This window comes from Williamsia sp. Y844 (assembly GCF_056786475.1).
Genome location: NZ_JBXCJB010000004.1, coordinates 421,365 through 441,110, shown reverse-complemented (window position 1 = coordinate 441,110; position 19,746 = coordinate 421,365). Strand labels below are relative to the sequence as shown.

At 62.7% G+C, this 19,746-nt stretch carries 23 protein-coding genes and 4 tRNA genes; 13 read left to right on the top strand and 14 right to left on the bottom strand.

Annotation, left to right across the window (positions count from 1 at the left end; genetic code table 11):
* Positions 1-30: 30 nt before the first annotated feature.
* Positions 31-684 carry an NUDIX hydrolase gene (locus tag AC1TQG_RS23215; RefSeq protein ID WP_482140654.1) on the bottom strand — a complete coding sequence of 218 codons (654 nt, stop codon included), beginning with the start codon at positions 682-684 and terminating at the stop codon, positions 31-33.
* Positions 685-785: 101 nt separating this feature from the next.
* Here AC1TQG_RS23215 and AC1TQG_RS23210 point away from each other — a divergent pair, with 101 nt between their 5' ends.
* A complete protein-coding gene (locus AC1TQG_RS23210) occupies positions 786-1,253 on the top strand; it encodes an SRPBCC family protein (RefSeq protein WP_482140653.1) in 468 nt (155 codons plus the stop codon).
* 20 nt (positions 1,254-1,273) lie between these two features.
* Here AC1TQG_RS23210 and AC1TQG_RS23205 read toward each other — a convergent pair whose 3' ends face one another.
* On the bottom strand, positions 1,274-1,444 hold the full coding sequence (locus AC1TQG_RS23205) for a hypothetical protein (RefSeq protein WP_482140651.1): 171 nt from the start codon (positions 1,442-1,444) through the stop codon (positions 1,274-1,276).
* A 62-nt stretch (positions 1,445-1,506) separates the two neighbouring features.
* On the opposite strand from AC1TQG_RS23205, the gene AC1TQG_RS23200 reads away from it, so the two are divergent.
* A complete protein-coding gene (locus AC1TQG_RS23200; protein ID WP_482140650.1) occupies positions 1,507-2,235 on the top strand; it encodes a guanylate cyclase in 729 nt (242 codons plus the stop codon).
* A 338-nt stretch (positions 2,236-2,573) separates the two neighbouring features.
* On the opposite strand, the gene AC1TQG_RS23195 is transcribed toward AC1TQG_RS23200, so the two are convergent.
* The 4 genes from AC1TQG_RS23195 to AC1TQG_RS23180 form a co-directional block, all read right to left on the bottom strand.
* Complete coding sequence (locus AC1TQG_RS23195; protein ID WP_482140648.1) at positions 2,574-3,629, bottom strand: PHP domain-containing protein; 1,056 nt, start codon at positions 3,627-3,629, stop codon at positions 2,574-2,576.
* The gene (locus AC1TQG_RS23190; RefSeq protein ID WP_482140646.1) at positions 3,626-5,845 is read right to left on the bottom strand and encodes an MMPL family transporter; all 2,220 of its coding nucleotides are present in this window, start codon (positions 5,843-5,845) and stop codon (positions 3,626-3,628) included. Before AC1TQG_RS23190 ends, AC1TQG_RS23195 begins: the two co-directional genes overlap by 4 nt.
* A gap of 181 nt (positions 5,846-6,026) precedes the next feature.
* A complete protein-coding gene (locus AC1TQG_RS23185; protein ID WP_482140644.1) occupies positions 6,027-6,509 on the bottom strand; it encodes a nuclear transport factor 2 family protein in 483 nt (160 codons plus the stop codon).
* Positions 6,510-6,598: 89 nt separating this feature from the next.
* Positions 6,599-7,207, bottom strand: a complete 609-nt coding sequence (locus AC1TQG_RS23180) for a TetR/AcrR family transcriptional regulator (RefSeq protein WP_482140643.1) — start codon at positions 7,205-7,207, stop codon at positions 6,599-6,601.
* Between the two features lie 107 nt (positions 7,208-7,314).
* On the opposite strand from AC1TQG_RS23180, the gene AC1TQG_RS23175 reads away from it, so the two are divergent.
* Complete coding sequence (locus AC1TQG_RS23175) at positions 7,315-8,313, top strand: oxygenase MpaB family protein (protein WP_482140641.1); 999 nt, start codon at positions 7,315-7,317, stop codon at positions 8,311-8,313.
* Positions 8,314-8,328: 15 nt separating this feature from the next.
* Here AC1TQG_RS23175 and AC1TQG_RS23170 read toward each other — a convergent pair whose 3' ends face one another.
* Positions 8,329-9,084, bottom strand: coding sequence for a hypothetical protein (locus AC1TQG_RS23170; protein ID WP_482140639.1), 756 nt, complete (start codon positions 9,082-9,084; stop codon positions 8,329-8,331).
* A 271-nt stretch (positions 9,085-9,355) separates the two neighbouring features.
* Here AC1TQG_RS23170 and AC1TQG_RS23165 point away from each other — a divergent pair.
* Positions 9,356-9,431, top strand: a tRNA-Lys gene (locus AC1TQG_RS23165).
* Positions 9,432-9,434: 3 nt separating this feature from the next.
* Here AC1TQG_RS23165 and AC1TQG_RS23160 read toward each other — a convergent pair.
* The gene (locus AC1TQG_RS23160; RefSeq protein WP_482140637.1) at positions 9,435-10,004 is read right to left on the bottom strand and encodes a TetR/AcrR family transcriptional regulator; all 570 of its coding nucleotides are present in this window, start codon (positions 10,002-10,004) and stop codon (positions 9,435-9,437) included.
* Between the two features lie 104 nt (positions 10,005-10,108).
* Here AC1TQG_RS23160 and AC1TQG_RS23155 point away from each other — a divergent pair, with 104 nt between their 5' ends.
* Positions 10,109-11,026 (top strand): NmrA family NAD(P)-binding protein, encoded by a 918-nt coding sequence (locus tag AC1TQG_RS23155; protein ID WP_482140635.1) that lies wholly within the window; start codon positions 10,109-10,111, stop codon positions 11,024-11,026.
* Between the two features lie 50 nt (positions 11,027-11,076).
* Here the strand turns inward: AC1TQG_RS23155 and AC1TQG_RS23150 are convergent, their stop codons facing one another.
* Together AC1TQG_RS23150 and AC1TQG_RS23145 are read right to left on the bottom strand one after the other, a co-directional pair.
* Positions 11,077-11,298 carry a hypothetical protein gene (locus tag AC1TQG_RS23150; RefSeq protein WP_482140633.1) on the bottom strand — a complete coding sequence of 74 codons (222 nt, stop codon included), beginning with the start codon at positions 11,296-11,298 and terminating at the stop codon, positions 11,077-11,079.
* Positions 11,295-11,723 carry a hypothetical protein gene (locus AC1TQG_RS23145; protein ID WP_482140631.1) on the bottom strand — a complete coding sequence of 143 codons (429 nt, stop codon included), beginning with the start codon at positions 11,721-11,723 and terminating at the stop codon, positions 11,295-11,297. Before AC1TQG_RS23145 ends, AC1TQG_RS23150 begins: the two co-directional genes overlap by 4 nt.
* A 198-nt stretch (positions 11,724-11,921) precedes the next feature.
* Here AC1TQG_RS23145 and AC1TQG_RS23140 point away from each other — a divergent pair.
* From AC1TQG_RS23140 to AC1TQG_RS23130, 3 genes are all read left to right on the top strand, one after another.
* Positions 11,922-11,994, top strand: a tRNA-Glu gene (locus tag AC1TQG_RS23140).
* A 36-nt stretch (positions 11,995-12,030) separates the two neighbouring features.
* Positions 12,031-12,104: transfer RNA gene (locus AC1TQG_RS23135), tRNA-Asp, on the top strand.
* Positions 12,105-12,148: 44 nt separating this feature from the next.
* Positions 12,149-12,225: transfer RNA gene (locus AC1TQG_RS23130), tRNA-Phe, on the top strand.
* Positions 12,226-12,333: 108 nt separating this feature from the next.
* Here the strand turns inward: AC1TQG_RS23130 and AC1TQG_RS23125 are convergent.
* Positions 12,334-13,170 carry an SDR family NAD(P)-dependent oxidoreductase gene (locus tag AC1TQG_RS23125; RefSeq protein WP_482140629.1) on the bottom strand — a complete coding sequence of 279 codons (837 nt, stop codon included), beginning with the start codon at positions 13,168-13,170 and terminating at the stop codon, positions 12,334-12,336.
* 98 nt (positions 13,171-13,268) lie between these two features.
* Between AC1TQG_RS23125 and AC1TQG_RS23120 the strand changes: the two genes are divergently transcribed.
* On the top strand, positions 13,269-14,075 hold the full coding sequence (locus AC1TQG_RS23120; protein ID WP_482140627.1) for a helix-turn-helix domain-containing protein: 807 nt from the start codon (positions 13,269-13,271) through the stop codon (positions 14,073-14,075).
* Between the two features lie 65 nt (positions 14,076-14,140).
* Here AC1TQG_RS23120 and AC1TQG_RS23115 read toward each other — a convergent pair whose 3' ends face one another.
* Positions 14,141-14,737: a TetR/AcrR family transcriptional regulator gene (locus AC1TQG_RS23115; protein WP_482140625.1), complete on the bottom strand. Its 597-nt coding sequence runs from the start codon at positions 14,735-14,737 to the stop codon at positions 14,141-14,143.
* Positions 14,738-14,861: 124 nt separating this feature from the next.
* Between AC1TQG_RS23115 and AC1TQG_RS23110 the strand changes: the two genes are divergently transcribed.
* From AC1TQG_RS23110 to AC1TQG_RS23100, 3 genes are all read left to right on the top strand, one after another.
* Entirely contained in the window at positions 14,862-16,112 is a 1,251-nt protein-coding gene (locus AC1TQG_RS23110) for an MFS transporter (RefSeq protein ID WP_482140623.1), read from the top strand.
* Entirely contained in the window at positions 16,109-17,023 is a 915-nt protein-coding gene (locus AC1TQG_RS23105) for an alpha/beta fold hydrolase (RefSeq protein ID WP_482140621.1), read from the top strand. Before AC1TQG_RS23110 ends, AC1TQG_RS23105 begins: the two co-directional genes overlap by 4 nt.
* 164 nt (positions 17,024-17,187) lie before the next feature.
* Positions 17,188-17,772, top strand: coding sequence for a DUF1269 domain-containing protein (locus tag AC1TQG_RS23100; protein WP_482140619.1), 585 nt, complete (start codon positions 17,188-17,190; stop codon positions 17,770-17,772).
* 43 nt (positions 17,773-17,815) lie between these two features.
* Here AC1TQG_RS23100 and AC1TQG_RS23095 read toward each other — a convergent pair whose 3' ends face one another.
* A complete protein-coding gene (locus AC1TQG_RS23095; RefSeq protein WP_482140617.1) occupies positions 17,816-18,325 on the bottom strand; it encodes a flavodoxin domain-containing protein in 510 nt (169 codons plus the stop codon).
* Between the two features lie 7 nt (positions 18,326-18,332).
* Positions 18,333-18,788, bottom strand: coding sequence for a nitroreductase/quinone reductase family protein (locus tag AC1TQG_RS23090; RefSeq protein ID WP_482140616.1), 456 nt, complete (start codon positions 18,786-18,788; stop codon positions 18,333-18,335).
* Positions 18,789-18,837: 49 nt separating this feature from the next.
* Between AC1TQG_RS23090 and AC1TQG_RS23085 the strand changes: the two genes are divergently transcribed.
* On the top strand, positions 18,838-19,740 hold the full coding sequence (locus AC1TQG_RS23085; protein WP_482140614.1) for an alpha/beta fold hydrolase: 903 nt from the start codon (positions 18,838-18,840) through the stop codon (positions 19,738-19,740).
* The last annotated feature ends 6 nt before the right edge of the window (positions 19,741-19,746 follow it).

Sequence of the window (19,746 nt, the reverse complement as noted above, 5' to 3'; positions counted from 1 at the left end):
GGAGCTGGTGAGACCATTGTCTCCCGCGTCTCAGCGCCATGCGAACACCGGCTGCTCCAATTGGTCGACGCGGGTGTGGCGACCGCCGAGAACAACCTCGGCGAACTGGTACATCACCGCTCCGGTCGGGGCGTGGATCAGCGATCCGAGCAACGGCATCTGGACCACCGGGCGGTCCGATTCCGGGATGGTGACGAACCGCGGTTCGACCTGCAGGTCGTTCATCGGGATGAAGAACAGGTGGGCGACTTCTCCGGGATTCGGCGTGGTCTCGCGGTCGGGTCCGGCCCAGCAGACGATGGGGGTGATGATGTATCCCGACCTGGTCACATAGTCGTCGAGCCGGCCGAGGACATCCGCGCGATCGACTTCGACGCCGAGTTCCTCATGTAGTTCACGTAGCGCGGCGGTGGCGTAATCCTCACCTGGGTCGATGCGACCACCGGGCAGCGCGAACTGGCCTGGATGTTCCCGCATCTTCGACGGACGTTTGGTGAGCCAGATGCCGTATTCGCCGTCACGACTGGTCACCGCGAGCACCACGGCTGCTGCCCGGGTGCCGTCGAGTTCGGCGGAGTTGTGGTCGAAGTTTTCCAGCGTGGCGACGATGTTTGCGCGGATCGCTTCGGGATCGCCGGTCTCCCAGAATCTCGAACCCGGAGCCTTCGGTGTTTCGCCGTCCATGTTCCCTACTGTGCCGCATCGGCGACGGGCAGTGGGAGGGCGAGGTGGGAAAGCCCTTCGATGTCGGCTGACGTGCGGTCGGATCGGAGTAGGTTGGCGTCATGACTGATGCTGCTGTGTCGACAATTGATGTGGGCCCCCGCAAGGTCGCACGCCAGGTTGTGGTGAATGCGCCTGCGGCCGAGGTTTTTGCACTAGTCGCCAATCCACACCGGCATCCCGAACTCGACGCGTCGGGCACGGTGCGCGACATCCCGGTCACGGGGCCGGACAGGCTCAGCGAGGGCGCCAGATTCAGCGTCGGGATGAAGCAGTACGGATTCCCGTACAAGATCACCTCGAGAGTGACCGCGTTCGAGGACGACAAGCTGGTCGAATGGCAGCATCCGCTCGGTCACCGCTGGCGCTGGGAACTGCAGCAGATATCGCCGACCACCACCAAGGTCACCGAGACCTTCGACTATTCGACCGCGAAGTCGCCGAAGATGCTCGAGGTCATGGGGTTCGACAAGAAGAACGGTGACGGGATCAGCGCGACGCTACGGGCATTGGCTGCGCGGTTCGCCTGAGTCGAATCCCCGGACAAACGTCACGGGGACTCGTCGGACGCCCCGGCTTCTTCGTATCTTTTGTGGAGCCGGGCCCGAATGTCGTCGGGCGTATATGAGTTTCGCTGGCGGACATCTCGGCCGACCAACACCCCACCGGCGGCCACCCCGACAACGCCCGCGAGTCCGATCCATTTCCACGCACTGTGCACCCGTCGAACAATAGCCGTCGAACAATCGTTGCGCCGGTGATAACCGCGGCGTCGCGCCGGTGATGCCTGCGGCGTTTAGTCTTTCGGGTGTGCATCCGAACAGGACCGAGGCGATCACCCTCGACAAGGCGCTCGAGTCCACCCGTACCGGGGACGTATGGCTGTTTCGTGGTAGGTCTGGGCCCGACCGGGCGATCCAGGCTCTGACCAACAGCCCGGTCAACCATGTGGCGATGGCGGTTGTGCTCGACGACCTGCCGCCGTTGATGTGGCATGCCGAACTCGGCAACAAGCTGACCGACATGTGGACGGGGACGAATCATCGCGGTGTCCAGCTCAATGACGCGCGTGAGGCGGCGCTGCAGTGGATGGACAAATATGGCCAGCGCTGCTGGATTCGCCAGATCACGCCGTATGCGGGTCGGCAGCAGGAGGATCTGCTGCTCAAGGTGATTGCCCGCATGGACGGCACCGCGTTTCCGACGACCGCCAAGCTCGCCGGCCGGTGGTTCAAGGGGCGGGTACCCACGGCCGCCGACCTCACCAGGGGTGTGCCGGTGCTGGACAAAACGGTGCGTAAGCGGATCAGCAAACGTAGAGAATCCGAAGACAAGACCGGCCTTGAGACCGCATATTGTGCCGAGGTCGTCGCGATGACCTACGAGGCGATGGGATTACTCGAGACCGACAAGCGCTCGAATTGGTTTGACCCTGGCCGGTTCTGGAGCGGCGATACGTTGCCGATGGCCCCGGGATATGAGCTCGGAGCAGAAATCGCCGTCGAAAAATAGTTGGCAGGCCTCAACGCCGTTGAGCGTGCTTCGTCGGACTCGAATGCTCCCCTGAAGGGCTCACCCGGTGGTGGACGAAGCACGCTCGGTGGCGTCAATCTGGCTGTTTCGCAACCAGGACTGTCGTCTGTGGGTCGGGGGCGAGGACGGCCAAAATCACTTTGGCGCAACCCCCCACCCCGTCTGTGTCGGCATCGAACTTCCGCTCCCGCAGGGTTTTGATTCTGACACAGAAGATCAAAATTGACGTCATTTTTCGCCAAACGACAAACGAAATTCTCACTTCGAAGAAGTGGAATCGTCGACTTTGCCCCCGATGAATCAGGGCCGCACGTGGATTACCGCCGCGAGCCGCCCGCCCATTCAAGAAGTCGCGGCAAAGGCCAAGTGGTGACTATGCGGTCGGGATCGATTCCGAGGCTTTCTGCGCGCTCGCAGCCGAGTGCCTTGAAGTCGAGTTGACCGGGCGCGTGGGCATCTGAATCGATGGCAAACAGGCAACCGAGGTCCATGGCAATCCGGATGAGATCGTCTGGTGGGTCGACACGCTCGGGTCGTGAGTTGATCTCGACTGCGGTTCCCGACTCGGCGCAAGCCTCGAATACTTTGTGGGCGTCGAACTTTGACTGCGCGCGTTTGCCGCGACCTCCGGTCACCAAGCGACCGGTGCAATGTCCCAGGACGTTCACGTATGGGTTGCGGGCGGCGGCCACCATTCGCCGTGTCATCGGCCCGGAATCCATGGCCAGCTTGGAATGCACTGAGGCCGTGACGATGTCGAGCTGGTCGAGCATGGTGTCGGTCTGATCCAGTGAACCCTCGTCGAGGATGTCGACCTCGATGCCGCGCAGCAGCCGAAACCGATCGCCCAGTGCGCTGTTCATCTTGTCGACGACACGGATCTGTTCGGTCAGGCGCTCGGCGGACAGTCCGTTGGCCACGGTGAGGCGAGGGGAGTGGTCGGTCAGGGCCAACCAGCTGTGATCGAGTTCGATTGCGGCCAGGACCACCTCGTCGATGGGCGATCCGCCGTCGCTCCAGTCGGAATGGCAGTGCAGATCGCCACGAGCCGACGCGTAGAGATCGTCGCCACCGGATGCCAGGGATGCAACTGCATTCTCCTGCAAGGTCTTCAGATAGTCGGGTAGTTCTCCGTTGACTGCCTGGGTGATCACCGTGGCAGTGGATTTCCCGATGCCGGGAAGATCGGTCAATCGGCCGCCCGTCACCAGCGTGCGCAATTCGTCCGGCGCCAGTTTCTGGACGACTTTCAGCGCCTTGCGGAATGCCTCGACGCGGTAGGTCCCCTCGCGGGCTCGTTCGAGCAGGAATGCGATGCGGCGCAATGCCTCCGCGGCACCGATCGGTGCGCTCAATGGTTCGACTGATCTCACTGGGTGAGTTTATCGCCGACCTTAGGCGTCTGGTCGGGAGTTGGCTGGTCCTCGTCCTGATGCATCCCGTCGAGTCGTGGAATCCACTCGAGCCACGTCGGGAACCACCAATTGGCCTTGCCCAGGATCTCCATTGTCGAGGGCACCAACAACAGTCGGACAATACTGGCATCGATGAAAACGGCCACGGCCAGGCCGACGCCCAGGATCTTCAGACTGCGGTCGGGCAGGAATGCCAGCGACATGAACACGCAGATCATGATCAGCGCCGCGCAGGTGATCACCCGGGCTGTGCTTGCGAGACCTTCGGCGACCGACGTGGTGGGATTGCCGGTGTGTACGTAGCGTTCCTTGATTCGTGAGACCAGGAAGACCTCGTAGTCCATCGACAGTCCGATCGCGGTGACGAACAGCATCATCGGAACCCAGCTGTCGATCGGCCCAGGCCGGCCGACACCGAAGATCTCCGCACCCCAACCCCATTGGAAGATGGCAACGATCACGCCGTAGGCCGCGCCGAGCGACAGGACGTTGACGATCACGGCTTTGACCGGGACGACAATCGACCGGAACGCCAGCACGAGTAGAACAAATGCTGCTGCCAGCACCGCAGCGATGGTCCAGGGAAGCAGGTCCAGGGTGATCTCGGCGTAGTCGATGGATCCGGCGCTCTGGCCCGTGATCTGGACATTGACGTCCGAATCGGATCCAAGCGCGTTGGGGATGGTTTTGTCACGCAGGCGCTCCACAAGCTCTGTGGTGGCCTCGTCTTGTGGGCCGCTGGCCGGGTTCACCGAAATGATCGAGATCTCCCGTCCGTCGGTTTGTCCCACCGGAAACGCCTGGTCCACACCATTTTTCGCAACATCGGGATCGGCGGCGATGGCGGTGCGCAAAGCCTCCAATTCGGACTGCGGATTGCTGCCTGCCGGGTAGTCGGCGACCACGATCAGCGGCCCGTTGGCACCCACGCCGAAGCCTTCGGTGACGTAGTCGTAGGCGACGCGGGTGGTGGCACTGGTGTTTCGGTTACCGGCATCGGAAAATCCGAGCCGAAGCTGGAACGCCGGTATCGACAAGACGATGAGGATGAGCAACGCGACCGAGACGCCAACCCACGGCATCGCCTGAATGCGGGCACTCCACCTCTTCGCCCACACGCCTTCCAGCGCTTTGTCGGGGTCTTTGCCCCTACGTTTACGGAGCCAGTGCAACGAGAGCCGGTTGATGCGTGTGCCGATGACAGCGAGCAGTGCAGGTAGTAGGGACACCGAGGCGATGAGGGTGCCCAGCACGCCGGCAATGGCCGCGAAGGTCAGGGCTGGGCCGATGTCGCCTCCGGAGATGAGGATGCCGCACATTGCGATGATCACGGTGCCGCCTGCGAACAGCACGGATCGGCCGGCGCGGAGCATCGCGATGGTCACGGCGTCGTTGACATCGAGTCCGTCGTGGATTCCGGATCGGAAGCGGGTGACGATGAGCAACGCGTAGTCGATACCGACGCCGATACCGATGATCAAGGTCAATGAGATGGCGAAGTTCGGGACATCCATGAAGTTCTGCACCAGGATCAGAACGGATGCGCCGATGCCGACGCCGAACAGCGCCGACAGGATCGGAAGTCCCGCTGCGACAACGGATCCGAATGCGACAAGCAAAATGAGCAACGCGAGGAATACGCCGACTGCCTCGGCTGTACCGTTCGGGGGTGCGTCGTCGAAGCGTGGATCGCTGAATTCGACGTCGACACCGGCTATTTGGTTGTCTTCGGCGATTGTCTTGATGTCGTCGATCCGGTCTTGCACCTCGGCGTCGGTTCCGGTGCCGACGTCAAGTGGGGCCACTGCGATTCGGCCGTCGGCCGAGATCTGCGACTGGGGTCCATAGGGGTCGGTGACGCTGACCTCGGGGGAACTGGCGGTGATCTCCTCCACCAGCGTGGAGACCGCGGCCTCGACTTCTGGGTTTCGTACTCCGCCGTTGACGTCGGGTGCGGCGATCACTATCTGTGTCGCATTTGCCTGTTTCTCTTGGCCTGCTTGCTCCAGAAGCTCAGCGGCCCGGCCGGATTCGGTGCGGGTGTCCGAGGTGAAGGATGTGGTGGTTGGTCCGGCCCACATCGAGGCGGCGAAGATCGCGCCGATCAGGACAACCACCCAGCTTCCGATGATCAGCCAGCGGCGGCGAATGATGAATGCGGTATAACGGTCCATGGCGGCCTCCGGGGCTGCGGCAGATGGGACGGTTTACATCGACGTTCTCCATCTTGAACCAAAATGGAGCGTCGATCTATAAGGGATGACCCTGAGGTTCCAAGAAATTCATCGCCGACGCGCCACAGTGCCCCGGATTTCTCCGTATGTGCTCTCTTCAGAGCTGTAGAGGTCTGCTTTTTCAGCTGTCGCCGGGGATCGCGACGTGAAAGCCCCCGGGCAGCGGTGAGATGTGTAGGCGGGTCAACTTCGATCGGCTGATCTGCCAGCCGTCGCCGGTGCGGGTGTATTCCTCGTGGTAGTGACCGGACCCCGTGAGGCCCTTTTCCGGGTTGCCGCCTGCGTGTAGTTCGTCTGCCATCGCCCAGATCGCGTGTGCGGTGGTCGGGGAGTCGATGGTGATCTCCGGGGTGTGGCCGTGGTGCACCGTGGTGATGCCCTCGAGTGAGGCGGAGACCCGGTCTGCGATGGTGTCGGCGCCGGTGATCGTCCAAGCGCCGGAATCCAAGACGGCGTCGGGTGTGAACACCGCGGTGAACCCGGCCCAGTCCTTGGTATCGAGCATCCGGAAATAGCGAGCCTTCAACTGCCGAATCTCCTCCATGGCAAGGAGTTTGAACAGGGTGTCCTGATCGAGCGACGCTTCGGTTTCCGGAAATGACATGGACTCGACGCTATCGAATGCGCAGGGACTGCGTGGCCGATCGGGAAACTCGAAAGGAAGCGGCACTAAGGGGATTCGAACCCCTGCCCCTATGCGCGGATGGCGCGCAGCACGAGCCGGACGGCGTGGGCCACCACCGCGTCGAGATCGTCGCCGAGGTTTCCCACGAGCCAGTCCTGGGCGAGTTCGGCCATGGCGCCGGTGTACATCGAGGCGCCGACCCGAGCGGCGACCGGGCTGGAGTCGGGATGCGATTGCCCGCTTTCGGCGAGAACGACGTCGCGCAGCATGTCCTGGGTGAGCGCCCGCCGTGAGATGAGTACCGGATTGGCCCGGGCGTCGGTGAACAGGACCCGGCCCCGGCGGGGGTCGGCGGAGCTGAAACCGAGCACCGCCCGGATACCGGCAGCGGTCCGGTCGCGGACCGAGTCGGCGGCGTTCTCGATCGCATGCTCGACGGTTACGCCGAGACCTGCGGCCACGTGGTCGTACACCGCGCCGAGGAGGTCGTTGGTGTCGGTGAAGCTTTCGTAGAAGTAGCGGGTGTTCAGGCCGCATTCGCGGCAGACGGAACGGACCGAGAGAGCAGCTTCACCGCCCGCGCCGAACAGGGTGAATCCGGCTTCGACGAGGAGTGATCGCCGCTCGGTGCGGCGATCATTCAGCGGAACACCGGCCCAGCGGGTGGGGGTCGACATGACCGCAGCATACGTCCGCCGGGACCACTATTTCGAACTTCTGGTCACAGGTGTCACCAAACACTATTCTGGTCACATACGTATCCACACGTGGGAGGGGATGCTCGATGTTGCCACCGTTGCCTCATCAAATTGCTGGTCAGTGGATCAATCACCGTTTCGACCGCGATATTCGCAGTCACTATTTCCGGGGGATGGAGTTCGCCGGTCCGGAAGGCGATCCGGGATGGTTCGGGCCCGACAGCGCGGTGTGGCACGTCCACTCGCATACCCCGGCCCTGATCTTCGGGTTGCAATGCGCGTCTTATCTCGAGCGCCTCGACCCGAGCATCTTCTGGATGGGAATGCATCATTCGCGGCTGGTCGGGAAGGACGAGTCGGGCCTGCCCACCGGGCAGCTCGACCCCGCCGGCCTCTCGGTGCGGTTGGGCCATTCGGTGGCGTTCTTCATCGGAACCGCCTATGGCTCCACGGAAACCGCCGAGCGGCTGGCGCGGACCGTCCGGTCGATGCACCACACCATCAAGGGAACCCGGCCCGACGGATTGCCCTATGACGCCGACGATCCAGAGTGGTTGCGCTGGAACTACGCAACCGTGGTCTGGGGTATCGCGACCGCGCACGAGATCTATCACCCGCGGCCGTTGCGCGGCAAAGCACTCGACCGGTACTACGGCGAGTTCGTGCGGGTGGGCCACGCCCTCGGTGGCGACGATCTGCCGACCACCAAGGCCGAGACGCTGGACCTTCTGAAGTCCTATGTGCCGAAACTTGGTCTGACCCACGGCAACGCGATGGCCACCGGGAACAACCTGACCGACCCGATGCAGGGCGCCGTCGACTGGGCCATCCGCGACACCATGCCGAGCTGGGCGGCTCAACTCGTCATGTACAAGCCGCCGAACGTTCTGGAGCGCACCGCGCGCCGGACCGCGGTATGGACGTCCCTCAACGGTTTGTACGCGGCAATGGGCTCGACGCCGGAGTTCGAGGAAGCCAAGGCCCGGGTGGCCGGGGGTACAACGGTTCCCCACACCGAATCGACCTACGTCCTCGGCACCGATCCGGCGCTGGATCGCACGACGGTGGAGGCCGAACTCGTCTGAGCGGTCAGCCGATCGTCAGTCGACGTCCTGGAGTCCGACGGTCGGCAGGAAGTAGCAGGTGCCGCTCGAATGGGTGACCGACCCGACGACAAGGGACAACACCATGCCCTGGCCGGTTTTGACTACTGCTGCCCTTGATCCCGCCTGGGGGAATCGGTTCAGGACGGTCTCCGCCGCAGCCACCGCGGCACGGGCCGCGACCTGTTGCGGTGCCGGGAGCTTGGCGACCTGGTTCTTGATCGGCGTCAGGATCGCGCCGGACAGGCTGCCCATCGGGACAAATCCACCCTGCATTGTATTGACGTTGAACCAACCCACATTCATGCCGGATTTGTTCGCACTGTCGTTGGCGATGCCTGCTGGGAAGAATCCGTAGAGAACTTCGCCCCTCTTGACGGCATTGAAGTCAAAAGGCCTTGTCGGATCGGCGGAATTCTGAAGGGCGAGATATCCGAGTCCAGGGGTGTATGGCCCCGACATCGCGCCGGCGACTGCCGGCACAACCCCGAGGGGTGTGCCGGGTGCCTGTGAGCAGTTGACGGCGGCGGTCGGCCACAAGAAGGGGGCGAAGCCGAGCCTGCTGAGCTGCCTGTTGGCTGATTCGAGCTGCGCGACGAGGTCATTGGACAGTGCCGCCGGGGTTGCCTCGATGGCCGCCAATGGGTTCGGTCCCGGTGCCGGGTCGGCCTGTGCCACCGGCGTCGCCGCGAGCGTGAAGGCCACTGCAACTGCGGTTCCGACTGTCATCAACCGCTTCAAACCCGTACGCATCAAGGAAACCCCGATCTGTTTGTAATTTGCGAGCCCAAAAGAGGAGACCATAAAACTATTTCAAGTACGTGAATTACCGCGAAGCGGTGAAACTGCATTCAATCAAATTCCGTGCAGGTTCTCGGATCGGGTACCCGGTTCGGCGGCACCTGCGCGCGTAGGGCAGACCTGCGTGGGGAGTCCCGACCCGCCGAGTCCATGCCCCGTTTTCGTCTCCGGCGGGTCCGTCTGTAAACTCCGTAGCGCACTGAAACCGGTGGTTCCAGAGCATGCCCCTTTAGCTCAGTTGGTAGAGCTACGGACTTTTAATCCGCAGGTCGACGGTTCGAGCCCGTCAGGGGGCACCACGTTCACCCGGGCAACCCTCGCGGGCTGATGCCCTCGAGGGTCAGGGTGAGCAGACGACGTGCTTCGGCACTGGGATCCGGATGATGTTCGGTGGCCAGCGCGAGGCCCGTGACGAGCGTGATCAGGTCTCCGAGAGTGATTCCGGGCCCCACGGCCCCTGCCTGTATTGCTCTTTGCAGTAGTGGGCCTGCTGAACCCGATAGTTTTGCGCCGCAGGCATCGACGTGGTCTTGATCGTCTATGGCACCGCCCGCCAGCAGGTCGGCCACCCCGCGCGCCGATGTCGCGTAATCGGTGAGCGCACCCAACCAGTCGAGTAGTGCCGCGCGCGCGTCGGGCGCATCGGTTAGTGCCGATGCCCGGGTGCACAAGGCCTCGGTCCGTTCGGCGAACACTGCCTCCAGCAACGCCTGCTTACTCGGGAAGTGGCGGCGTACGGTCGCCGAACCGACACCTGCAGTCCGGGCGATCTGTTCCATCGACGCGTCGGCACCATGCGCGGCAACCTCTTCTTCGGCGACAGCCAGGATCCGTGTGTAGTTGCGCCGCGCGTCGGCACGTTGAACGGTCATCGATCATCTCCGGGGTTGCTAAGTGGCGGGGGCCGCCGTTAGTCTATCGGAAGCTAATTGGCGGGCCCCGCCACTTATTCGTCAACTGACTCCTAGGGGAACCCATGACCACTGAAACCGCACCCGTACTGGTCGCCGGTGCCACCGGCCGCCAGGGCGGCGCAGCTGTCCGTGCTCTGCTCGCGGCAGGTACGCCGGTACGGGCCCTGGTTCGCGATCCCGGGACAGATCGCGCGAAAGTTGTTGCCGCACTGGGTGCCGAGCTCGCGATCGGCGACCTCGACGATCGTGAATCGCTGACTCGCGCCGCACAAGGGGCGCGCGCAGTCTTCTCGATTCAGATGCCGGACATCGCCGGGCGTGCATTCGAAGGCGAATTGGCGCAGGGGATCAATCTCATCGAAGCCGCGAAATCGGCAGGGGTGCATCAGTTCATCTATACCGCTGTCTCCGGGATCGTGAACTACACCGACAGCCCCGGCTGGGCCGAAGGTCGCTGGGCGGTCCTGGAGCCTGTTCTGGGCACGAAATCGGCCATCCAGGAACACGTCCGGACAGCAGGGTTCGCGCACTGGACGCTGATCAACCCCAGCACCTTCATGGAGAACTTCCTGCCCTCCGAGGCATACATGTTGCCCCGCGGAGTCGAGGGTGGCCTGGTGAGTCTGCTCAAGCCCAAGACTCAGGTGTCTCTGGTGGCGGTCGACGACATCGGTGCCGCGGTCGCCGCCATTGTCGCCGAGCCGGCGAGGTTCCACGAGGTCGAACTGGAGCTGGCGAGTGACTTCCTGTCGATGACGGAGATCGCCGAAACCCTCTCTCGTCACCTGGGATCCGAGTTCACTGCCCCCGACATGTCCCTGGAGGAGGCCACGGCCGCCGGGATGCCGCCGATGGGCATCGGACTCGATTGGATGAATTTTGCCGTCCAGCCGGCCCGGCCACACTTTGCCCGCGCCCTCGGAATCTCCGTCACGCCATTCGACGACTGGGCCCGGGAACATCTGCGTGAAGCTGTCTGAGACGCGTTCTGCTATAACATGACTCGACTCGAGTCGATGCCCTGTTGATGTCAGGCCGGGGTCGGGGTTTCGTGTCTGATCTCCTGTGCGGCCGCGCGTGATTCGCTGATGGTCAGGTCGTTTTCCAACGTCGTCACCGCTTCGACCACTTCACGCCGCAGGAACTGCAGCATTGACGTCACCTCCGGGCTCGCATCGAATTCGCGTTGAAACGCGGTGAGACTCGCGTTGAGCTTTCGTGCCGTCGGGGGGAGATCCAGGCGTTCGATCATGGCTGGTCCTGAGCTTCGTAGTGGTGCAGCAGGCCCGACAGCGTGGCGTTGTGGTCTACCAGGCTTTTCGTCCAGACCTCGTTGGCGCTTGCCATGGAGACGTCGGCCGCCAACAGGACGATGGGGTGCGAGTCCGGATCGGTGATCGTGGTTCGCGAGTGACGTGCCCGCCGTAGAGACCGGCAGGCAACGACGTCGCCGATGGCGAGGGCTGGAGCATTGGAGGTGCACGGGTAGAACAGGATGTCCCATTCGGACAGTAGGTCGCCTGGCACCAGGTCGGGGTCTTGTTCTCGGATGCCGGTGACCACTGGCAATGCCTCGGTCGTGTGCCCGGGACGACATAGCTGATAGGCATCCAGGTCGGGGAAAAGGCGATTGTGTGCGGCGTCGGTATCTGCTCGGACGGAAATCGTAGAGCTCATGGCGATCAGCCTGATTCGGCTACGAGTCGAAGATGACCAACGGGACTCCGCGAGCTACGAGGTTCGACTGGCTCCAGCTTACGCGCGCGAAAGCACCCAGAGATGGGAATTGTGGTTGAAAATAGGGCTTGATCAGGTGATTTGGGAATTACTGCAACTGTGTCATATTCTGATTCAGCTCCCAAACGGAGAACACCGGCCCCCTTCGTCTAGCGGCCTAGGACGCCGCCCTTTCAAGGCGGTAGCGCGGGTTCGAATCCCGTAGGGGGTACGCAATGCCATCGTGCGCAGATGGCAAAGCATGCATGGCCCTGTAGCGCAGTTGGTTAGCGCGCCGCCCTGTCACGGCGGAGGTCGCGGGTTCGAGTCCCGTCAGGGTCGCAAGAAATTTCGACTAGGTATCCAGGTTCGCCCGGATATCGTTCGGCCAGGTAGCTCAGTTGGTACGAGCGTCCGCCTGAAAAGCGGAAGGTCGTCGGTTCGATCCCGACTCTGGCCACCACTAGTTTTCCCAGCTCACAGGCTTAGCGCCTTCAGTCCGGTCCTCCGCGAGGATCGGATTTTTTTGTTCCATGGGTCCGATCGGCCCGTGTGCAGCAACGTATTTCGGCTACTGCTGGGCGAGTTTGCTGATGTCCTCCCATTGCGACCATTCCGCCAGGCGACGTTCGTAGATGCCCTGGACGATGCCGAGGGCGTGGCCGCCGAAGACGACGCGTAGCGGGGGCTCTGGACTGTCCACGACTCGCAGAAGTGCGTCAGCGGCGCGCTCAGGGGATCCCGAGACCTGGCTTCCGCGTCGTGCGGCGGCGGCGGCGCGCAGCGGCTCGTACTGGGGCAGGGGAGCGGAATGACGAGACGATGCGCCTGCCCAGTCCGTTTCGTATCCACCCGGTTCGACGATGGTGACCTTGATGCCGAATGGTGCGACCTCCAGGGCAAGAGACTCGGAAATGGCCTCCAGCGCCCACTTCGACGCGTGGTACGCCCCGAGATTGGCGAACGCGCCGATCCCACCGAGACTGGAGATCTGGATGATGCGCCCGCGTCCCTGGTCCCGCATGATCGGGATCGCCGCCTGAGAGGTCCACAGGGCGCCGAAGAGGTTGGTCTCCAGCTGTGAGCGAAGATCGGATTCGGACAGCTCCTCGACGGTACCGAAGTGCCCATATCCGGCGTTGTTGACCAGAACGTCCAGTGTTCCAAGTTGTTCCGCAGCCTGAGCGACCACAGCCCGGGCCCGGTCGCGGTCCGTGACGTCGAGGGTGTCGATGTACAGCTGATCCGGATAGATGTCGCGCAGGTCGTCGAGATCGGATGCGTTCCGCACGGTGGCGGCGACGAGGTCGCCACGCTCGAGCGCTGCGGTTGCGTAGGCTCGTCCGAGGCCTCGGCTCGCGCCCGTGATGAGCCAACGGGTGGTGGATTGTTCGTGTGTTCTTGTCATGTGTTCCAGCGTCGCGCGACGGGCGGCGCTGTGGAACGCCGCTCCCTTCCTGGGTGCGCCGCACCCAGTGACGAACATGCGGCACTAGCATCGGCGGGATGCCATCGTCGCTGGGCGAATTCCTTGCCCTTCACCGTTCCCGAGTGCAGCCGACAGACGTCGGCCTGAACAGCAACGACCGGCGCAGGGTGCCCGGTCTTCGTCGCGAAGAGGTGGCGCTGCTCGCCGATGTCAGCGTCGACTACTACATGCGGCTCGAGCAAGGCCGTGAACTGTCGCCATCGGCTCAGGTTGCGCGCTCGATCGGTCGCGCACTGCTGCTGGACGAGCACGGCTTGACCCACCTGTACCGCCTGGCCGGGCTCACGCCTCCTCGCGCGACGCCTACTGCCGGAATCGTCGAACCCGAGTTGACCGCGCTCATCGACGAATGGCCGCAGCATCCGGCGATAATTCTTGGTCACGCGTTCGACGTCATCGCGACCAATGCGCTGGGGGAGAAGCTGTTCATGGGTTTTCCCGGCACGCGCAATCTTTTGGAATCGGTGTTCTGCGATCCCGTTGTTCGCGCGTTGTATGCGGATTGGGCTGCGGTGGCCGCGAGCACGGTTGCGGGGTTTCGATTGTTGGAGACGGCGCAGCCCGACGATCCGCGGGTCTGTGAGGTGCGGGACGGACTACTGGCCTCCGACACCGAGTTCGCCGCCATGTGGACGGATCACGAGGTGCGCGGACGTCGCCTGAAGACCAAGGGGTTTCGGCATCCGGTCGTCGGCGACCTCGAACTACACATCCAGACCTTCGATGTGCGCTCGGCACCCGGCCAAGAACTCGTGATCTATCGCGCGGAGCCGAATTCGCCGGCCGCGGCCGCGCTGGAGAAGCTCAAGGACCATGGTCACTGATCGTTGTCAGTGGTATCTGGCCACCCAATGGTCGACGCCACATTCACCGTCGGAAACCAGAATCTCTAACGCGTAGGGCTCGGGGGAGTCATCGTTTCGACAGTCTGTACGGCCATCCGCGCAATTGTTTCAAGCTCTTCGGCGGTTGACCCGGCACGATCCATGACTGCAAGTGCTTGGTTGGTGCTGACCACGAACAGGGCGACATTGTCGGCGATCAGCTCGTCGACGAAAGAACCAGAGATCGCCGCTCGGATGCGCCCACGCTGGCGCCCGAGCAGTTCCTTGACGTGATCACGGTTCGCTTCATCGAGAGTCGGTGCGGCCGCAGCGGATAGAGCGACCAAGCATCCGCCGGGCATCGTCGGTTCGGCGATGCGCGCCAAGATGACGTCGAAGAACGCGCTCACTGCGGCGGCCGGATTGTCGGGATGAGCGTTCAGGGCAGCGTCGTACTGCTCACCGAAGGTGTCAGCGTAACGGTCCAGGGACAGTCGGAACAGCTCTTGCTTACCTCCGAATGCTCCGTAGAGAGAGCCTTTGCCGAGGCCCGTTGCAGCACCGATGAGGTCGAGAGATGTCTCGGCGTACCCGCGTTCCCAGAACACGGTCATCACCTGGTCGAGTGCCTGGTCGACGTCGAACTGTTTTCGTCCCGCCATTTCGATTCCTTTCATTCACCTACGATCATACCGCCAAATTTGACCGATCGTTCCAACTATGTTGGACTGATTGGACCAAGATGGTGTTGCGGATTCGAATTCCGTGGCAGGAGAGGCTGATCCGGTGACTGTGCAGGATGACAAGCCGATCGTGTTGGGGATGACGCGGCGGCGGACGATCGGGTTCTGGCTCGTGGTGGCCATTTACGGTCTGGTGATGATGGGCGGCACCGTGCCGATTCCGCTCTATCAGTTCTGGGCGCCGGAGATGCATTTCGGATCGTTTGCGACAACGCTGATCTTCGCCGCCTACGCCTTCGGCGTGGTCATCGCACTACTTGTCCTGGCGTCGTTATCCGACCGGCTCGGCCGCCGCCCCGTGCTTGTGGCGGCGCTGGTTGTCCTGGGCGTGAGTACCGTGATCTTCCTCGCCGCAACAACTTTGACCCATCTCGTGGTGGCTCGATTCGTATTCGGCTTGGCCGCTGGGGTGATCACGGCAACCGCGACCGCTGCCCTCGGCGAGCTTGCCGGGCGGGACCGCGCACACCTCGCCGCCGCGATGGCCACCGTGGCGAACATGGGTGGGCTCGGATTGGGGGTCCTTGGATCGGGACTTCTCGCACAGCTGCTCAACGATCCCGTGCACCTGGTGTTCTGGCTATATCTCGGCGGGCTCGGGATCTCTGTCCTGGCCGCGTTCGCCATTCCCGAGACGGTCAACCGCCGCCCGGGTACTCGACTTCACCTCCGTAGTCCTGCTGTTCCCAGCGGACCGGAGCGTGGCACCTTTGTTCGCCTAGCGTTCCTGGTCTTCGCTGCCTTCGCGGTGAACGGCCTGTTCTCGTCCCTCGTTCCGTCGTTCTTGACGGGACAGCTGGGAATCGGCAATGGTGCTGTTGTCGCGGCGGTCGTCAGCATCGTGTTCTTTGCGGCACTGGTCGTGCAGTTCGTCCCGCATCCGCCATGGCTTGCGGATCGGTTCGCCGGACCGTCTGCTCTGGTTGTCGGCGTCAGTGTCTTCGAAGTCGGACTTCTGGGGAACTGGCTGGCCGTGTTTGTCGCCGGGACCGTCGTCGCGGGCGTGGGCGTGGGGCTGATCTTCGGGCGAGGTATCGAAATCACGCAGCGCCTCGCCGATCCCGACCGTCGTGCCGATCTGGTCGCGACCTATTTCCTGGCCGCCTATCTCGGGACAACGATTCCCACTCTCGCGCTCGGCAAGTTCGACCAGCTCTTCGGGGTCACAGTCTCGACTCTCCTCTTGGTCGTGGTGATTGTGACTGTCGTCGGCGCATCAACAATGTCGTTCCGGCGGGATGTCGAACCATCCCGCGCCGGCACGTCCAATTCGAAATCAGGAGTCCAATCATGAAGGCTGTCAATGTCACTCGCGCAGGGAGTGCATCCACCGTCCCGAACTTGCCTGCCGGCTTCGCGGAACGATTCTCCAGTTCCATCATCGACACCGGCCGAGTTGGGCTGCACGCGGTCACCGGCGGCAATGGGCCGGCGCTACTGCTTGTCGCAGGGTGGCCTCAAACCTGGTACGCCTGGCGTCATGTGATGCCGGCGTTGGCCGACAGGTTCAGCATCGTTGTTGCTGACCCGCGCGGGATCGGGCTGTCGGACAAACCCGAGGGCGGCTACGACACCGCAAGTCTGGCTCGCGACATGGTCGGCTTGATGGCAGCGCTCGGACACTCCAGGTTCTCCATGGTCGGCCACGACCTCGGCGTGTGGACGGGCTATGCGCTGGCTGCAGATCACCCGGGCGTGCTGGATCGGTTGGTCGTCGCGGAAGCGGCGATCCCCGGGCTGACTCCGTCGGCTCCGATCTTCAGCGACTCGTCTGTCAACGAAAAGCTGTGGCATTTCGCCTTCAACCGTCTACCGGCGTTGAACGAAATCCTCGTCCGGGGACATGAATACGACTTCTTTGCCGTGCAATTCCGCACCAAGGCCGCGACGCCGTCGGCGATCCCGGACTACGCAATCCGCGAGTACGTCGACGCGATAACCCGAGATCCAGTCGGCCTACATACCAGCTTCGAGTTTTACCGCGCTCTCGATACGACGATCGCGCAGAACAGGATTCGCCAACAGCAGCGCCTCACCCTGCCCGTTCTCGCCATCGGTGGAGCCCTGGGGTGGGGTGAAGGCGTTGGCGTCACGATGCAAGTCGGGGCCGATGACGTCACCACCAGGGTCATCTCAGACGCCGGACACTATCTGTTCGAGGAGAACCCGTCGGCGGCGATTGAATTGCTTCTCGAGTTCCTCTGAACTGGGAAACCGTCACCGGGTACGCAGGGAGTGTCGGGCCGAGCATGCAGCGACGGGAAACAAAACCAATTTGCCTTCAGCGATTGCCATGTGCGGCGCTGAAACGAGAGACTGTTTTTGGAGTGTATTTCGGCGAGCTCGGTGCTCGACATCACTCTGTACGGGTGAGGACAGGCGTAGCCGGGCTGTGCAGTCTGGGTCTGTGGTCAACCGACTGCATCAACGCCGGAAGCGAGAACATGATGGGCAAGAACGACGAAACATTCATTTACATCGCTACATATTCGAGCGAGGCCGCGGCCCAAAGCGACTACGAGGCGGTCAAAGAGCTGCATGCGGGAGGTCTGGTCGGCTCGTATGACGCAGCTGTCGTCACGAAGGACGCCAACGGCAAAGTGCACGCAAACAAGGATGAAACAGCGACTCGCCACGGTGCATGGGGAGGGATTGCCGCCGGCGCGGTGCTGGGTGTGATCTTTCCGCCTTCTGTCCTCGCGACGGCGGCCCTCGGTGGCGTTGTCGGGGGTGTGAGTGGGCACCTTGCCAAAGGCATGTCACGGAAAGACGTGAAACATCTCGGCGATTTCATCGACCCCGGTCAGGCGGGACTCGTCGTAGTTGGTGAAAGCAAGGTCAAGGAAGCAATTCAAAAGGCCGTGAAGCAAGCCGAGAAGGATATTGCCGAAGAACTCGGCATCGACCCGAAAGACGTTGATCACGTCCTTCAGGACGCTCTGAAGGACTTGTAGGTCCCCGCGTTCCAGTAGGCGGGCGCGCCGGCAGGTTGTCGGGTTATGGGGAAGTGGTGGCTGCGAGTGATTCGCTGATCTTCTGCGCCCACTCGGCGATCTCGGCCGACGAGCGATTGTCGCCATCGGCAGCATGAACCATGGACGCAACGAACCGCTCGGCCCGAGTGAGGGTTGACCGGTCGAGTTTGCCGCCGAACGTGTGGTGGTCTTCGGCCCATTCGACGCGCTCCCATGGCGACTCGGGGACGGCTTTGTCGTCGGTGGCCACCGGCCCACTCGAGAACAACCACACCGGGATTGCCTGCAGGGTTTCAGCTTCGCGATCGACGAGTTTGCGTGCATTCTTGAGCCAACGACCCATGTAGACGGCGCTGCCGAGGACCAGGGCGTCGTACACCGCGAGGTCATCGACTTCGTCGACATCTCGCACCTCGACGTTGGCTTCGATGCCGAGCTCCTTCAGACTTGCGGAGATCTGGGCACCGAGCTGATTGCCGATTTCCCGGGTTGCTCCGTGCCGGCTTGCGGTTGCCACCAAGATCTCGAGCACGATGCCGTCAGTGCCGCGGGGTGAGGCGGATGATGGGGAGTTCGCGGTCGGTCTTCTCCTGATAACCCGCGAATTGTGGTGCGCTGGCGGTGATGTCGTTCCAGGCATTCTCTCGTTCGGCGCCGTGCAGTTGGTCTGCCTTGACTTCGATCGTACGGTTGGCGAGTTCGATACGAATCTTGTCCGGATGGGCCTTGATGTTGTAGTACCAGCCCGGATTCCCGGTCGCGCCTGCCGCCGACGCCACGATCAGCCAGCTGCCCTCGGGCCCAGGAAACCAGTTGACCGGGTTGGAGCGCTCCTGTCCGGTCTTGGCGCCGATCGTGTGCAGGACGAGTGCTTTATGTCCTCTGAAGTCGCCCCCGCGGCGGATCCGTTTGGCCATCACCTTGTTGACCAGCCGGAACAGGGGGCCGGATGGCTTGCTGCCACCACGAGTGCCTGCGCGTGTTTCAAAGCTCATGGGTCGCTTCCTTCATGTTGTCTGATTTATGAAACGTCATGGAGATTCGATGACATTGATTGTCGCGCTCCTGGCGACGCCGTGGTCAGGGTTCGGCAGATGGAGCGAAGTACTCTGTCTGTCGAGCAAACGGATCAATCGCATGCGCGCAGCGGCGGCCCGGGTCGAGGGATGGACAAAACAAGTGGCGTATCTCCGGATCAACGGAATGGACCTGTATTCGGAGGTCGACGGCCGGGGTAGTCCGGTACTGCTTCTGCACGGTGGCTACTGCTCGCTCGAGTCGCTACGGGCGCAGTCCGATGCCCTGGTACCGGACCATCAGGTATTCGCCTACGAGCGTCCCGGTCACGGTCGATCGGCCGATATCGACGAGGACTACAACTACGCCCGCGGTGTCGCCGACACACTGGAGTACCTGGACGCTCAGGGCCTGGACTCGGTGGACGTGATCGGCTACAGCGATGGTGCGATCATCGGTCTGTTGCTCGCGATCGATCACCCGGAGCGGATCCGGTCATTGGTCTCGATCAGCGCGAACCTGGACCCCTCCGCGTTCACGGATTCGGCCGAGACCGTCGGTGCTCCCGTCCTCGACTCGCCGGTAGAGGCTGCGGACAAAGGCGCTGACGAGCCCGATGTCGAGCGGATGCACTACGAGCGGCTCTCTCCAGACGGACCTGCGCACGCAGACATCGTGTTGGCCAAGCTATTTCGCCTCTGGACCGCGGAGCCCAAGATCGCACCGGCCGACCTCGCCGGGGTCACCGCACGCACATTGGTGATGTCGGGGGACCGCGACACCATCCGCCCGGACCACAGCCTGCTGATTGCTTCATCGATCCCGGGCGCACAGCTGTGCATCGTGCCCGGAACAACCCACAATCTGATTGCCGAACGCCCCGAGCTGATCAGTTTTCTCATCAAAGGATTTCTGCAGCAAGAGAATTGATCAGCT

Excerpts from the sequence above, each read along its gene's own strand:
- AC1TQG_RS23215 (WP_482140654.1), bottom strand. The coding sequence starts at position 684 with ATGGACGGCGAAACACCGAAGGCTCCGGGTTCGAGATTCTGGGAGACC.
- AC1TQG_RS23210 (WP_482140653.1), top strand. The coding sequence starts at position 786 with ATGACTGATGCTGCTGTGTCGACAATTGATGTGGGCCCCCGCAAGGTC.
- AC1TQG_RS23200 (WP_482140650.1), top strand. The coding sequence starts at position 1,507 with ATGCCTGCGGCGTTTAGTCTTTCGGGTGTGCATCCGAACAGGACCGAG.
- AC1TQG_RS23190 (WP_482140646.1), bottom strand. The coding sequence starts at position 5,845 with ATGGACCGTTATACCGCATTCATCATTCGCCGCCGCTGGCTGATCATC.
- AC1TQG_RS23185 (WP_482140644.1), bottom strand. The coding sequence starts at position 6,509 with ATGTCATTTCCGGAAACCGAAGCGTCGCTCGATCAGGACACCCTGTTC.
- AC1TQG_RS23180 (WP_482140643.1), bottom strand. The coding sequence starts at position 7,207 with ATGTCGACCCCCACCCGCTGGGCCGGTGTTCCGCTGAATGATCGCCGC.
- AC1TQG_RS23175 (WP_482140641.1), top strand. The coding sequence starts at position 7,315 with ATGTTGCCACCGTTGCCTCATCAAATTGCTGGTCAGTGGATCAATCAC.
- AC1TQG_RS23170 (WP_482140639.1), bottom strand. The coding sequence starts at position 9,084 with ATGCGTACGGGTTTGAAGCGGTTGATGACAGTCGGAACCGCAGTTGCA.
- AC1TQG_RS23160 (WP_482140637.1), bottom strand. The coding sequence starts at position 10,004 with ATGACCGTTCAACGTGCCGACGCGCGGCGCAACTACACACGGATCCTG.
- AC1TQG_RS23155 (WP_482140635.1), top strand. The coding sequence starts at position 10,109 with ATGACCACTGAAACCGCACCCGTACTGGTCGCCGGTGCCACCGGCCGC.
- AC1TQG_RS23150 (WP_482140633.1), bottom strand. The coding sequence starts at position 11,298 with ATGATCGAACGCCTGGATCTCCCCCCGACGGCACGAAAGCTCAACGCG.
- AC1TQG_RS23145 (WP_482140631.1), bottom strand. The coding sequence starts at position 11,723 with ATGAGCTCTACGATTTCCGTCCGAGCAGATACCGACGCCGCACACAAT.
- AC1TQG_RS23125 (WP_482140629.1), bottom strand. The coding sequence starts at position 13,170 with ATGACAAGAACACACGAACAATCCACCACCCGTTGGCTCATCACGGGC.
- AC1TQG_RS23120 (WP_482140627.1), top strand. The coding sequence starts at position 13,269 with ATGCCATCGTCGCTGGGCGAATTCCTTGCCCTTCACCGTTCCCGAGTG.
- AC1TQG_RS23115 (WP_482140625.1), bottom strand. The coding sequence starts at position 14,737 with ATGGCGGGACGAAAACAGTTCGACGTCGACCAGGCACTCGACCAGGTG.
- AC1TQG_RS23105 (WP_482140621.1), top strand. The coding sequence starts at position 16,109 with ATGAAGGCTGTCAATGTCACTCGCGCAGGGAGTGCATCCACCGTCCCG.
- AC1TQG_RS23090 (WP_482140616.1), bottom strand. The coding sequence starts at position 18,788 with ATGAGCTTTGAAACACGCGCAGGCACTCGTGGTGGCAGCAAGCCATCC.
- AC1TQG_RS23085 (WP_482140614.1), top strand. The coding sequence starts at position 18,838 with ATGACATTGATTGTCGCGCTCCTGGCGACGCCGTGGTCAGGGTTCGGC.